General features: G+C 58.7%; 14 protein-coding genes. 4 read left to right on the plus strand and 10 right to left on the minus strand.

The window, feature by feature from the left end:
• Nucleotides 1-13: 13 nt before the first annotated feature.
• A complete protein-coding gene (locus F3J36_RS04080) occupies nucleotides 14-364 on the minus strand; it encodes a hypothetical protein (protein WP_166718982.1) in 351 nt (116 codons plus the stop codon).
• Between the two features lie 209 nt (nucleotides 365-573).
• On the opposite strand from F3J36_RS04080, the gene F3J36_RS04085 reads away from it, so the two are divergent.
• Together F3J36_RS04085 and F3J36_RS04090 are read left to right on the plus strand one after the other, a co-directional pair.
• Nucleotides 574-924, plus strand: coding sequence for a type II toxin-antitoxin system RelE/ParE family toxin (locus F3J36_RS04085; RefSeq protein ID WP_088517162.1), 351 nt, complete (start codon nucleotides 574-576; stop codon nucleotides 922-924).
• The gene (locus F3J36_RS04090) at nucleotides 924-1223 is read left to right on the plus strand and encodes a helix-turn-helix domain-containing protein (protein ID WP_021505978.1); all 300 of its coding nucleotides are present in this window, start codon (nucleotides 924-926) and stop codon (nucleotides 1221-1223) included. The genes F3J36_RS04085 and F3J36_RS04090 overlap by 1 nt, the downstream gene beginning before the upstream one ends.
• On the opposite strand, the gene pqqF is transcribed toward F3J36_RS04090, so the two are convergent.
• From pqqF to F3J36_RS04130, 8 genes are all read right to left on the minus strand, one after another.
• Entirely contained in the window at nucleotides 1214-3535 is a 2322-nt protein-coding gene (pqqF, locus tag F3J36_RS04095) for a pyrroloquinoline quinone biosynthesis protein PqqF (protein ID WP_166718983.1), read from the minus strand. The genes F3J36_RS04090 and pqqF overlap by 10 nt on opposite strands.
• Complete coding sequence (gene pqqE, locus F3J36_RS04100) at nucleotides 3535-4677, minus strand: pyrroloquinoline quinone biosynthesis protein PqqE (RefSeq protein WP_058758602.1); 1143 nt, start codon at nucleotides 4675-4677, stop codon at nucleotides 3535-3537. The genes pqqF and pqqE overlap by 1 nt, the downstream gene beginning before the upstream one ends.
• Nucleotides 4664-4942, minus strand: a complete 279-nt coding sequence (gene pqqD / locus F3J36_RS04105) for a pyrroloquinoline quinone biosynthesis peptide chaperone PqqD (RefSeq protein ID WP_166718984.1) — start codon at nucleotides 4940-4942, stop codon at nucleotides 4664-4666. Before pqqD ends, pqqE begins: the two co-directional genes overlap by 14 nt.
• 4 nt (nucleotides 4943-4946) lie before the next feature.
• Entirely contained in the window at nucleotides 4947-5702 is a 756-nt protein-coding gene (gene pqqC, locus F3J36_RS04110; RefSeq protein ID WP_166718985.1) for a pyrroloquinoline-quinone synthase PqqC, read from the minus strand.
• Nucleotides 5699-6625 carry a pyrroloquinoline quinone biosynthesis protein PqqB gene (gene pqqB / locus F3J36_RS04115; RefSeq protein ID WP_021505973.1) on the minus strand — a complete coding sequence of 309 codons (927 nt, stop codon included), beginning with the start codon at nucleotides 6623-6625 and terminating at the stop codon, nucleotides 5699-5701. The genes pqqC and pqqB overlap by 4 nt, the downstream gene beginning before the upstream one ends.
• 55 nt (nucleotides 6626-6680) lie before the next feature.
• Nucleotides 6681-6752: a pyrroloquinoline quinone precursor peptide PqqA gene (gene pqqA, locus F3J36_RS04120; protein WP_010617686.1), complete on the minus strand. Its 72-nt coding sequence runs from the start codon at nucleotides 6750-6752 to the stop codon at nucleotides 6681-6683.
• Between the two features lie 149 nt (nucleotides 6753-6901).
• The gene (locus F3J36_RS04125) at nucleotides 6902-7921 is read right to left on the minus strand and encodes a dipeptidase (RefSeq protein WP_371741994.1); all 1020 of its coding nucleotides are present in this window, start codon (nucleotides 7919-7921) and stop codon (nucleotides 6902-6904) included.
• Nucleotides 7922-8019: 98 nt separating this feature from the next.
• Nucleotides 8020-8934: an ABC transporter substrate-binding protein gene (locus tag F3J36_RS04130; protein ID WP_166718987.1), complete on the minus strand. Its 915-nt coding sequence runs from the start codon at nucleotides 8932-8934 to the stop codon at nucleotides 8020-8022.
• Between the two features lie 399 nt (nucleotides 8935-9333).
• Here F3J36_RS04130 and sapA point away from each other — a divergent pair, with 399 nt between their 5' ends.
• Both sapA and sapB read left to right on the plus strand, forming a co-directional pair.
• Complete coding sequence (sapA, locus tag F3J36_RS04135) at nucleotides 9334-10956, plus strand: ABC transporter substrate-binding protein SapA (RefSeq protein WP_166718988.1); 1623 nt, start codon at nucleotides 9334-9336, stop codon at nucleotides 10954-10956.
• A 2-nt stretch (nucleotides 10957-10958) separates the two neighbouring features.
• A complete protein-coding gene (gene sapB / locus F3J36_RS04140) occupies nucleotides 10959-11924 on the plus strand; it encodes a putrescine export ABC transporter permease SapB (RefSeq protein ID WP_021505968.1) in 966 nt (321 codons plus the stop codon).
• A 56-nt stretch (nucleotides 11925-11980) separates the two neighbouring features.
• Here sapB and F3J36_RS04145 read toward each other — a convergent pair whose 3' ends face one another.
• Nucleotides 11981-12613, minus strand: a complete 633-nt coding sequence (locus F3J36_RS04145; RefSeq protein WP_247653125.1) for a hypothetical protein — start codon at nucleotides 12611-12613, stop codon at nucleotides 11981-11983.
• Between the last annotated feature and the right edge of the window lie 202 nt (nucleotides 12614-12815).

A 12815-nucleotide genomic window follows, 5' to 3' on the forward strand; every position in this document is an offset into this window, starting at 1 on the left:
GGATCGCGTAGTGTTATTCCCGGAAGACGCAGAGCGTGAGATGGCGCCGTCGCAGCGGCACAAACAGCGGTTCACGCCGCCAGACGGTAGCAGACGAGGTCTGGAAGAGCGTGGCGATCAATGCCAGCAGCAGTACGAGGAACGGCAGCGCGGTATCAAGCAGCGGCGCGCTGCCGCTGAGTGACTTAGCGCCCAGCGCACAGGGTTTATCACTGCTGGCACCGTCATCAACGTCGGCGCTGTGAGCAGTAATGCTAACGACAGGCTGAGTCGGGAGATTGAAGCTGCGCTGGACGAGACAAAACGCCAGCACCAGACAAACCAGTGCCAGAATCCATTTTGCGCGTTGGGGCGATATCGTCATGCCACAGCCTCAGAGAAAAGTGCGGCCAGTTTATGCAAAAGCAGCAGAAACACCAATCCCTGCTGTGTAAACTTTTGTCTTTATGCCAGCGGGAGCAGGCTGACTGCAGAGAGGGAGAAATTATTCACGTTAATTAACCCCTCCACCCTTGTGGTCATAGCCTAAAGGCTATAAACTCATTTATAGCAAAAAAGCTATGGGATAGCGCTATGTGGGAAATATTAACAACGGATGTTTTTGATGACTGGTTTCTTGCGCAAAATGAAGGTTTACGTGAGGACGTGTTAGCAGTGATGCAAATCCTGGCAGAGATGGGACCAAAACCCGGTCGTCCCTACGTTGATACCTTAAAGGGGTGTCAGTTTCCCAATCTTAAAGAACTGCGTGTGCAGCATGCAGGCATGCCTGTCAGAGCCTTTTTCGCCTTCGATCCAGTGCGCCGTGCGATTGTACTTTGCGCAGGAAATAAGGCTGGCTGTCAGCAGAAACAATTTTACCGCACTATGATTCGCCTGGCTGAAGCGGAATACCGCAAGCATTTAGTGCATATGGAGGGATAATGGGGACCTACAAGCAACTACTGGCAAAACAATCACCTGAAAGTCAGCAGCGCATCGCTGAAAAGGTGGAAAAGCTGCGTCAGGAAATAGCCCTGAGCCAATTGCGTGAAGAGCTAAACCTTTCGCAAACTGAGCTGGCGCGCACCATCGGTGTATCACAACCAACGCTGGCAAAGATGGAAAATCCGGAAAACGATCCGCGCCTGTCAACGCTAAAACGCTACGTCGCCGCGCTTGGTGGGGAACTTCGTATCGATGTTAAACTGCCAAACGGCAAACATTTTGCTTTTCAGCTGTGATTAATCAGCAAGCGCCAGCGGCGGCGTTCGCGCAGCAGGCGTTGATGCAGCCGCTGCAGCTGGGGTAACGTGAGCGCGGCGACCGCTTCTGGCGTAAGCACCGGCAGTCCCTGCTGTTTTCGCAGTGCCTCACTGGCGGCGTCGGCGTTCTGGTGTGGCTGGCACTGCGCCAGTAGCGTCGCCTGCCAGCTCTGCAGCGTTTCATCGTTGATGGCGGCGAGTTCACTCACCATATCGCGCAAAAACGCTTTGCAGTGTTGCAGCAACGTGCGCCAGCCAATGGACGGTGATTGCAGCGCCAGCTGCAGTCCATCCACATCCGCCACGCGCTGGTAGCGCGCTGACACCACGTAGCCAATCTGTTGCTCAACGCGCAGCCGCTGAAAGAAGCGTGGTTCAAACATCAGCGCCAGCGCACGCAGCGCCGCGAGGCTGGCATCATCGGCAGCGGGCAGCGGAATAAACAGCAACAAGGCCTGATCGTTCGCCGCACAGCGCAGCGCGCTGACGCCGTGCTGTAGCGCAGCCGCGCGCGCCGGCGCAGGCTGCGTCTGCACCACCTCGCTCAGCCCGTGCGCGACGTGCTGACTGACGCTTTCGCTGTGGCCGCACCAGGCGGCCTGCCATGCAGGATGCGCAGCCGGGGCCAGCAGCTGCTGCGGTAGCGCTTCCAGCAACTGACGAATCACAATACTTTGTGCAGCACGGTGCGGTTGCGGCAGCACCGGCGCATTCAGCGCCGCCAGCACGCCAGGCAGCTGTTGCAGCGCAGGCATTGCATCGTCAGGCAGATCAATCACCAGTTGCCAGACGCCCTGCTGCTGTTGCCAGCGTCCGCTGCCACCGGCATGGCGCAGTGCGGCCAGCCGTGGGCGCAGCTGCAGCTGCCAGCTTAGCGCCGCCTCGTCACTCAGGGTGTGATAAAACGCCGGGCGCACCAGCAGCGTTTCCCGCGGCTGCACCGGATTTGCGCGCAGCAACGGCGCGCAATTTGCCGGGAGTTCCGGCAAATGCAGGACGTCAGCGCACGAATAAAATGACCAGTTAACCGGCGCAACCGGGCCAGCCGCGGTCTGTGGCCATGGCGCGCGCTGCAGGCAGAATCCCTGCGTGGTATAAGGCGCGGCGGACAGCTGTCGCTGCGTCAGCAGCCGCGTGCACGAGGCCTGTGGCAGCGCGGCGATGAAACCGGTGAAATCTGCGGGAACGTCAGCTGCCGGCGCCGATCCCAGCGCCCGTCCACGCAGCTGCGTCAGCGGCGACAGCGCAGCGAAATCCTGCTGTGCCAGTTGCAAATAATGACGATGCTGCGCTGGCGTGGCGGCGCGCACCGCACGCAAATGCTGCCAGAAGAGCTGTTCAATGCGTCTTGCCGCCGACGCTGACAGCGCTGGCGCACTGAAGCGCAACGCCAGCCAGCTATGATCGGCGCTCTGCCACAGCCATTCACACTGCAGCGATGCGCACAGTTGCTCGCTGCGCAGCTGCGCCATCAGGCTGCCAGGGGCTTCATCCTGCCAGAAAGCCTCCAGTAATGTGACATTGTCACGCAAAGCGTTTTCTTCACCGCTGATAAACAGGCTAAGCCAGAATGACTCTTCATCGGCAAGCTGGATGAGCGTTTCAACTGGCTCCGGCGCGGAAATGGCTGGCAATAAGGAGTGCGCCGCACCGCCTGACTGGCGAACAGCAAACGCCTCAGCCAGCTGCTGTAATTCATCCAGCGATTGCGGTCCACTCAGCCACAGCTGCTGGTTGGCGGCGACGAAATGCTGCTGATGAAACAGCCGCAGCGCCTGCTGCAGTTCCGTTACGTTGTCACCAAAACACGCTGCACTCCCGACGCGAAAGCGGCGCAGTGCGCCACCGGCCGCGTCGAGCAGCGCTGCTTCACTCAGCGTTTCGGCATGATGCCGCAGCAGCTGAAATTCTGCCTCAATGACCGCCGCTTCCTGCGTAATCGCCGTACCGGTCAGCAGTGGCGCAGCCAGCATATCCGCCAGCCTTGCCACGCCCGCCGCCAGCGCCTGCGCCGGCAGCTGGAAGAACCAGGCACTGCGGCTGAGTTGCGTGGTGGCATTCACCTGACCACCCTGTTGCTGCAGCCACGGCATCAGGCGCTCATCACCGGTAAAGCCCGCGCTGCCGCAAAACAATAGATGTTCCAGCAGATGCGCCAGGCCGGGCCAGCGATCGGGTTCGTGCAGGCTGCCCGCGCCGACGTGCACCAGCGCCGCGCTTTCCCGCGCGTCGGGCTGGTGCGACAGATGACAGCGCAGACCGTTAGCCAGCGTCAGGCTGCGTTCGCACATCAGGTGACCCGCTGTTTGAAAATCAGCTCAGAATTGCTGCGGTTGCGGAACTGCAGCTGGGCGATTTTGATATCGCTGCAGCTGGCTTCGCGGCGTGCCTCAAGAATTTTTCCATGATGCGGCGACTTGCTGCACACCGGGTCGGTGTTGTCGGCATCGCCGGTCAGCATGTATGCCTGGCAGCGGCAACCGCCGAAATCTTTCTCTTTCTCATCGCATGAGCGGCACGGTTCCGGCATCCAGTCGAAGCCGCGATAGCGATTGAAGCCAAACGAGTTGTACCAGATATCCTCCAGGCTCTGCTCCAGCACGGAAGGAAACTGCACCGGCAGCTGGCGCGCGCTGTGACAGGGTAACGCCGTACCTTCCGGCGTCACGCTGAGAAATATCGATCCCCAACCGCCCATACAGGGTTTGGGCCGCTCTTCGTAGTAATCCGGCGTGACGAACAGCAGATTGGTGAGATTACCGCTGCTGCCCATGCGCTCACGGTAGCGCGCAACCACCGCTTCGGCGCGGGCAATCTGCTCGCGTGTTGGCAGTAATCCCTGACGGTTAAGATGCGCCCAGCCGTAGAACTGACAGGTGGCCAGCTCAACATCATCCGCCTCCAGCTCGATACACAGATCGATGATTTTATCGATCTGGTCGATGTTATGGCGGTGCAGCACGAAGTTCAGCACCATCGGGTAGCCGTGCTTTTTCACCGCTTTTGCCATCGCCAGCTTCTGCTGAAACGCCTTCTGCGAACCGGCCAGCGCGGCGTTCAGCGTTTCATCACTCGCCTGGAAACTGATCTGGATGTGATCCAGCCCGGCGTCGGCGAAGGCGTCGAGCTTTTTCTCCGTCAGGCCAATGCCGGAGGTGATCAGGTTGGTGTAAAAACCCAGATCGCGCGCGGCGCGAATCAGCTCCGGCAGATCTTTGCGCGTCAGCGGTTCACCACCGGAAAAGCCCAGCTGCACGCTGCCCATGGCGCGTGCCTGGCGGAACACCTCAATCCACTGTTCGGTGCTCAGCTCCTGTTCCTGCTGCGAAAAATCCAGCGGGTTCGAGCAGTAAGGACACTGCAGCGGGCAGCGATAAGTCAGCTCCGCCAGCAGCCACAGCGGCGCATTCACGCCAGGTTTATTCGGGTTCACGACACTGGATCCACTTCTGTTCAATGGCCGATTGCAGGAAGTCTTTGACGTCATCATCGACGCCGCCCGCCTCCGGAAAACGCGCATTGAGCGTGGCGATAATGGCCGCCACATCCTGCTTGCCGGTCACCAGTTCCAGAATGGCGGCAGCGGTTTCATTCAGCTTCGCCATCCCTTCCGGGTAAAGCACCACGTGGCTGTGCTGCGCGGCTTCCCACTGCAGACGATAGCCGCGGCGAAACGCCGGAATCAGAGTTTCTTTCATGTGATTACACCAGTCTTGTACTGTGCCAGGCGACCTGATCGGTCACCGTGTGGTACGGCGGACGCTGCAGTGCGTATGCCATGGTCATGGCATCCAGCATGGTCCAGAGAATGTCGAGTTTAAACTGCAGGATCTCCAGCATACGGTTCTGCTGCTCAGCGCTGGTAAAGACTTCCAGCGCCAGCGCCAGGCCGTGTTCCACATCGCGGTTCGCCTGGCTCAGGCGGCTGCGGAAGTAGAAATAGCCTTCCTCTTTGATCCACGGATAGTGCTGTGGCCAGCTGTCGAGGCGCGACTGATGAATCTGCGGGGCAAACAGCTCGGTGAGTGAGCTGCACGCCGCTTCCTGCCAGTTGGAGCGACGCGCAAAGTTGACATAGGCATCAACGGCAAACCGTACGCCCGGCAACACCAGCTTCTCTGACAGCAAGACTTTGCGATCGAGACCAACCGCTTCTCCCAGCTGCAGCCAGGCTTCAATGCCGCCTTCCTCACCGTTACGACCGTCGTGATCGAGGATACGCTGTACCCATTTACGGCGCGTTGCCGGATCCGGACAGTTGGCCATAATCGCCGCATCTTTCAGCGGAATATTGGTCTGATAGTAAAAACGGTTCGCCACCCAGCCCTGAATCTGCTCGCGCGTCGCGGCACCGTTGTGCATCGCGATGTGGTAAGGATGATGAATATGGTAATACGCGCCTTTGGCACGCAGCGCCTGTTCAAAGGCTTCGGGTGACAACGCCTCGGTAATGATCACGATGCGGACTCCTGCAAATGAATCGCCATGCCGTCCCAGCTCACTTCAATGCCCTGCTGCGTCAGGAACTGGCGCTGCGGCGAATGCTCGTTGAGAATCGGATTGGTGTTGTTAATGTGAATCAGAATTTTGCGTCTGGCCGGCAGCGCGGCCAGCAGCGCCATCAGCCCCTGCTCTTCCGCCAGCGCCAGATGGCCCATGGCTTTGCCGGTATTTTTGCCGACGCCGGTGGTCAGCAGCTCATCATCCTGCCACACGGTGCCGTCGATCAGCAGGCAGTCGGCTTTTTGCAGCCACGGCATAATCACCGCATCCGGTTCGCCGAGGCCTGGCGCATACAGCAGCGTCTGCCCGCTGGCGGTGTTTTCGATAAACAGCGCCACGTTATGTCCCGGCAGCGGACGATCGCGATACGGCGAATACGGTGGCGCATTGCTGAGAATCGGAATGGCGGTGAATTGCAGGCTGGCGCAGACGTCAACGCGAAACGGCTCAAGCGGCGTGAGCGCGCGATGCTGCAGGCCGCCGTTCCAGTGCTGCAGCATGGTAAAAATCGGGAAGCCGCTGGTGAGGTCGGCATGCACTTCCGGCGTACACCAGACCTGATGCGGGCAGCCCTCACGCAGGCTCAGCAGACCGGTAGTGTGATCGATCTGGCTGTCGGTCAAAATAATGCTGCCAATCGCGGTTCCGCGCAGCACGCCGTGTTTCACCAGTTCCGGTGTCCGGGCGATTTGCTGGCTGATGTCCGGCGAAGCGTTGCACAACACCCAGTCGGTACCGTTATCGCTGACAATGATTGAGGATTGGGTGCGCGCCTGCGCCTGGAGCGTGCCGTTACGCAGCCCGCTGCAGTTGGCGCAGTTACAGTTCCACTGCGGAAAGCCACCGCCAGCCGCCGAACCGAGGACTTTAATAAACATGTGAAGGACCGAAGCAGGAAAAGAAAATGCCCGCACGAACGGCGGGCAGGACGTCTTAGCGGTTGGAGATGTACAGCGTTACTTCCAGGCCCAGACGCAGGTCAACAAACTCAGGTTTTTTCCACATAATATTCTTCCTCATAGTCTTAAAACGCAGAGCAGGCTCTGCTAAAAACATTGCGGCAGAAACAAGGCTTCCGCCAGCAATGGATAACGCGGGGCGATGTTGCGCCAATGTAGCGAGCAGATCAACCCTGATTGCGTAAGGAAATACACTTACGCCTGCCAGATTTGGTGCAATACCCGCTGCCAGTTGCCCCAGGCAAGTTGTTCGAGCAATGCCTGATCATAGTTGAGACTGCGCATCAGCGCATACAGCCGCGGCAAACCGGTGACATCTTTAAGCTCTGCGGGCACGCTGATGCCGTCAAAATCCGACCCCAGCGCGACGTGATCGCTTCCCATAATAGTCATCAGATGCTCACAGTGTTTAACAATTTCGATCAAGCCGCCATCATCGTCGCGCTTACCGTCGGCGCGCAGAAAGGCGTTGCCGAAATTAATGCCGACCACGCCACCGCTATCGCGAATCGCCCGCAACTGGTCGTCGGTAAGGTTGCGCGGCTGCGCGCACAGCGCGTGCGCATTCGAGTGGCTGGCGACCAGCGGCGCGGATGAGAGCCGGGCTGTGTCCCAGAACGCTTTTTCATTCATGTGCGACACGTCGATCATCATGCGCTGCTGATTCGCCAGCGCGATCAACCGCTCGCCGTCGGCGGTTAGTCCCGGACCGCTATCCGGCGAACCGGGAAACGCGCCAGTGACGCCAGCACCAAAGCGATTTTCCAGATTCCAGAACGGACCGATGCTGCGCACGCCCGCCTGCCAGAAGGCGGCAAGATCGGCGCCGTCGCCGTCAAAGCCATCCGCGCCCTCAATGTGCGCCACCATCGCCAGTACGCCGTCGCGTCGGCAGGCGGCGATATCGGCGGTGCTGAGGCACAGGCGCGCCCGGCCGTCAGAACGGGCAACCAGCGTTTTCAGAATCTCCAGCTGCTGCCACAGGATCTCCAGCGGCTGCCACGCTTCACCGGCCAGCTGAGGTGCTACTTCGCTGACGTAGCGCTGCGGCGGCACAAACAGCGCAAACAATCCACCGGCAAAGCCGCCCTGCTGCATGCGCGGAAAATCGAGGTGTCCCTTGTCGATACCACTAAAGAAGGCAGCGGCCGGATCGTCGCGATGATGCAACCACAGGTTGAGCAACAGGTCATTATGACCATCAAAGGTTTTGATTAACATTGGGTTATCCGCCACGGATTTGATGCCGCCATGCTACGCGCATCCCGCCTGTTCGCCAAATACCGGCGCACAAAGGGTTACTGTTGTGCCACCTACAGACCGCGATAAAAGGTCGGCTTTACATCGAGTGGCTGAGCAATCAGGCCATACTTTTGATAAAAGTCGGCGGTTTCCTGCTGCTGTTGTACGGTGTGGTCGTCAATGCTCTGCCAGTGTGACTGACGTCGGGCAAAAGATTTGGCGGCAGCCTCCTGAGGAAAGCCGATGATCTTTGCCAGCCTGGCGGAATACGCCTCAACGTGGCGATTGGCCCAGCGATCAGCGGCCGCCAGCCGGTTAATATAATCCTGCAGCGCCGCACGTTTACTGGCGTCACTCAGTGCCGCATCGGTGGCGGCGAGGAAGCTGTTGCCGCTGGAGAGCCCCACGCCGTTGATCAGCACGCGGCCGGTATGCGTTACTTCTGCCAGCGCGGTGTAAGGATCCCAGGTTGCCCACGCATCGACGGAACCACTTGCCAGCGCAATGCGCGCATCGGCAGGCGTGAGAAAGCGCCAGCTGACGGCTTTATCGCTCAGCCCGGCACTTTCCAGCGCTTTCAGCGCGATAAAATGACCGATCGACCCGCGCCCGGTGGCGATACGTTTAGCGCGCAGATCCCGCGGCGTTTTGATGGGTGAGTCCGGCGCAACCAGCACCGCCAGCCCGGCCGGGGTGGATTTGCTGACGGCCACCGCTTTAACCTGCGAACCCGCGGCCAGCGAGAACAGCAGCGGCGCATCACCAATAATACCGGCATCAACCGCCCCGGCATTCAGGGCTTCGGCCAGCGGAGCGGCGGCCGGAAATTCCGCCCATTCGATACGGTAGGAGAGATCGTTGAGCTGCTGCGCTGCTTCCAGCTCGGCGCGCATGTTGCCCTTTTGATCGGCAATGCGCAGGGTAACGCCGTGCGCCGCGACGCTGCCGCTGGCCAGTAACAGCATCGTTAAAGTCACTCTTTTCATTATCATTTCTCTGCAGATGAAAAGCCCAGACTACCCTGCGCGTAACAAATGACCGATGCCGATTTCGCATGAGGATTGCCGGAAGGAACATAACGATGCGCGGCTGACGAGGGCGCAAAAAAAAGCCCGCAACACGAGGTGCGGGCAACGTAATACTGGAAGCAATGTGAGCAATGTCGTGCTCTTCTTCGGTAGAGCCACCGTCGAAGCGCAGAAGAATAATAATCATTCCTATTATCATCTGTAAAGCTCTAATTGAGAACTTTTCTCATTTCCACACTAAGGTTGTGCTTACCCCCGTCGCCCGCTGGGTAAAAAAAGCGCAGATACGCGGCGGATTTGGGGAGTGCGCGTGCTTTGCGATACACTCTCGCTATTGCCCGAGAATCGTTGAGTTCTATGCCAAAATTATTCCCCGCGCTGCTGCTTGGTCTCAGCGTCCTGAGTGCCTCTGTGCTTGCCGCGCCCGCGGACTCTATCCGCCACAGCGGCTTTGTCTATTGCGTGAACGGCACGGTTAACACCTTCAACCCGCAGATGGTCAGCAGCGGGCTGGTGGTCGATACGCTGGCGGCACAGTTGTATGACCGCCTGCTCGACGTCGACCCTTATACCTATCGTCTGATCCCCGATCTGGCGCAGAGCTGGGAAGTGCGCGATAACGGCGCGACTTACCGCTTCCACTTACGCAAAGATGTTTCGTTCCAGCACACCAACTGGTTTACGCCGACGCGCAAAATGAACGCCGACGATGTGGTCTTCAGCTTTGCCCGCATGTTCGATCGCCAGCATCCGTGGCATAACGTCAACGGCGGCAGCTATCCCTACTTCGACAGCCTGCAGTTTGCCGACTCGGTGCAGAGCGTGAAGAAGCTGGATAACGACACGGTAGAGATCCGCCTCAACAGCCCGGACGCCTCGTTCCTGTGGCATATCGCCACCCACTACGCGCCGGTGTTGTCGCAGGAGTACGCCAGCCAGCTGAGCGCGGCAGGCCAGCAGGAACAGCTGGATCGCCAGCCGGTGGGCACCGGCCCGTTCCAGCTGAGTGAGTACCGCACCGGGCAATATCTGCGTCTGGCGCGCAATCCGCACTACTGGAAAGGCGTGCCGCGTCTGCAACAGGTGGTGATCGACCTCGGCGTGGGCGGCACTGGCCGTCTGTCGAAATTGCTGACCGGTGAGTGTGACGTACTGGCCTACCCGGCCGCCAGCCAGCTGTCGATTCTGCGCGACGATCCGCGCCTGCGCATGACGCTGCGTCCTGGCATGAACATCGCCTATCTGGCGTTTAACACCCGCAAACCGCCGCTCGACCGTCCGGAAGTGCGCCACGCGCTGGCGCTGGCGATCAATAACGAACGTCTGATGGAGTCGATTTATTACGGCACGGCGGAAACCGCAGCCTCGATTCTGCCGCGCGCCTCGTGGGCCTACGATAATGATGCGCGCGTGACGGAATACAATCCGGCAAAAGCGCGTGAGGCATTAAAAGCGCTGGGCATTGAGGATTTGCATCTGCGCCTGGTAGTGCCGACCACCTCGATGTCGTGGAACCCCAGCCCGCTCAAAACCGCCGAGCTGTTGCAGGCGGATCTGGCGCAGGTGGGCGTGCGCGTCACCATCGCGCCGGTCGAGGGACGTTTTCAGGAAGCACAGCTGATGGCCATGAATCACGATTTAACCCTGACCGGCTGGGCCACCGACAGTAACGATCCGGACAGTTTCTTCCGCCCGTTGCTGAGCTGCGCGGCGATTCGTTCGCAGACCAATTACGCGCACTGGTGTTCGCCGGCGTTTGATGAGGCGCTGCAGCGCGCGCTGCTGTCGCAGCAGTTGTCGGCGCGTATCGACAGCTACGATCGCGCCCAGCAGATGCTGGCGGAGGCGCTGCCGGTGCTGCCGCTGGCGTCGTCGCTGCGCCTGCAGGCTTACCGGCACGATATTAAAGGCCTGGTGTTGAGTCCCTTCGGTAACGCCTCGTTCGCCGGGGTTTACCGCGATGAGCACGGCGAGGAGTAAGCATGATCATCTATCTGTTGCGTCGCCTGCTGTTGCTGATCATCACCCTGTTCTTACTCTCGCTGGTGAGTTTCAGCCTGAGCTATTTCACGCCTAACGCGCCGCTGGAAGGCGCCTCGCTGTTCGATGCCTGGTGGTTCTGGTTTAAAGGGCTGCTGCAGTTTGATTTCGGTGTCTCCAGCACCAACGGTCAGGCAATTGATATACAGCTGCGCGAGGTGTTTCCCGCCACGCTGGAACTGTGCGTGCTGGCGTTTATGCTGGCGCTGCTGGTCGGTATTCCGCTCGGCATCTGCGCCGGCGTGATGCGCAATAAATGGCAGGATAAAGCCATCAGCGCGCTGGCGCTGCTCGGCTTCTCAATGCCGGTGTTCTGGCTGGCGCTGCTGTTTACCCTGCTGTTTTCGCTGACGCTGGGCTGGCTGCCGGTTTCCGGTCGTTTCGACCTGCTCTATCCGGTGCAGAACATTACTGGTTTTGCCCTGATTGACGCCTGGCTTAGCCCTTCACCTTGGCGGCACGAAATGCTGGTCAGTGCGCTGACGCACCTGATTCTGCCGGTGATCGTGCTGGCCGTGGCACCGACCACCGAAGTGATTCGCCTGCTGCGCAACAGCACCAGCGACGTGATGGATAAAAATTACGTCAAGGCAGCGGCAACGCGCGGCTTGTCGCGCTTCACCGTGATTCGCCGTCACGTGTTGCACAACGCATTGCCGCCGGTGATCCCGCGTCTTGGCCTGCAATTCTCCACCATGCTGACGCTGGCGATGATCACTGAAGTGGTGTTCAACTGGCCCGGACTGGGGCGCTGGCTGATTAACGCCATCCGTCAGCAGGATTACGCGGCGATCTCCGCAGGCGTGATGGTGGTTGGCGGGCTGGTGATTCTGGTCAGCGTACTGTCGGATATTATCGGTGCGGCGCTCAACCCGCTGAAACACAAGGAGTGGTATGCCCTACGCTAGAACATCATGCCGTTCGCGCCTGCGCGAGCGGCATGTCAACAGGCTGGAGGAGTGAATCAATGCAGTTTATCTTTGCTGATCACCAGCAGTCGGTGTGTGTGACAATCTTTATCATCACCCCAACAAAAGTCTGCCCAGGTACTGTAAAAATCGTCCCATGAAGTCATAAATGACAGCGGGCGATCGTGCTGAGTACCATCTGAGACATAGACATTGTACCCCGGAGTCATGATTGCCCAGGCAATCATGCCTTCCCAGAATCGACGGCCATCGCGGGTCTGTTCGCTGTCGGATATGACAATCGAGTGATTCTCCAGGAAAAACTGGAAGAACGTTTGTGGCAGACCTGAGACAGCGGCCTTGTGTTGCGGCAGAACAGTGCGCCATACCATAATCTGGGTACAGCTTCTGCGCCCAGGCACAATGTTATCAATGAATTGAAGCTTTACGGCATAAACGGTGACCGGCGCCGTTTCATCAGTAACCAGACGATAGTGATCTGCATGTAAGGACTTAAGCAAACGATAGCCGAACGGAACCACAAAACCCGGCAACACAAAATCCCGCACACCTTTCTCAAGGAACGCTGAAGTATGTTCGATATTGTTTTCTGTCACGTTTAATTTAGTGTTAAACCCAGCATCCGGGATGTTGTACGGCATGAACCAATTCACTTTTGTTAATCGCATAATGTCCTCCATGCGTTGCAGGAGTACTTCTGACAAAATGCCGCAGCAATGAAGCACGGCTAAATGTTTACCATTTTGGTAACTAAAGTGTATTCTGGCCAGTAAAATACTGCAACCATAAGATGGACGCTAAAGTCAACACATTTGTACCTGCGGCAGACCTGATAGACAAAGCCAGTATGAATCGTAACCTTCTGTTCTC

It is taken from the genome of Pantoea sp. Cy-640 (genome assembly GCF_011752635.1).
In the GTDB taxonomy this organism is placed as follows: domain Bacteria; phylum Pseudomonadota; class Gammaproteobacteria; order Enterobacterales; family Enterobacteriaceae; genus Pantoea; species Pantoea dispersa.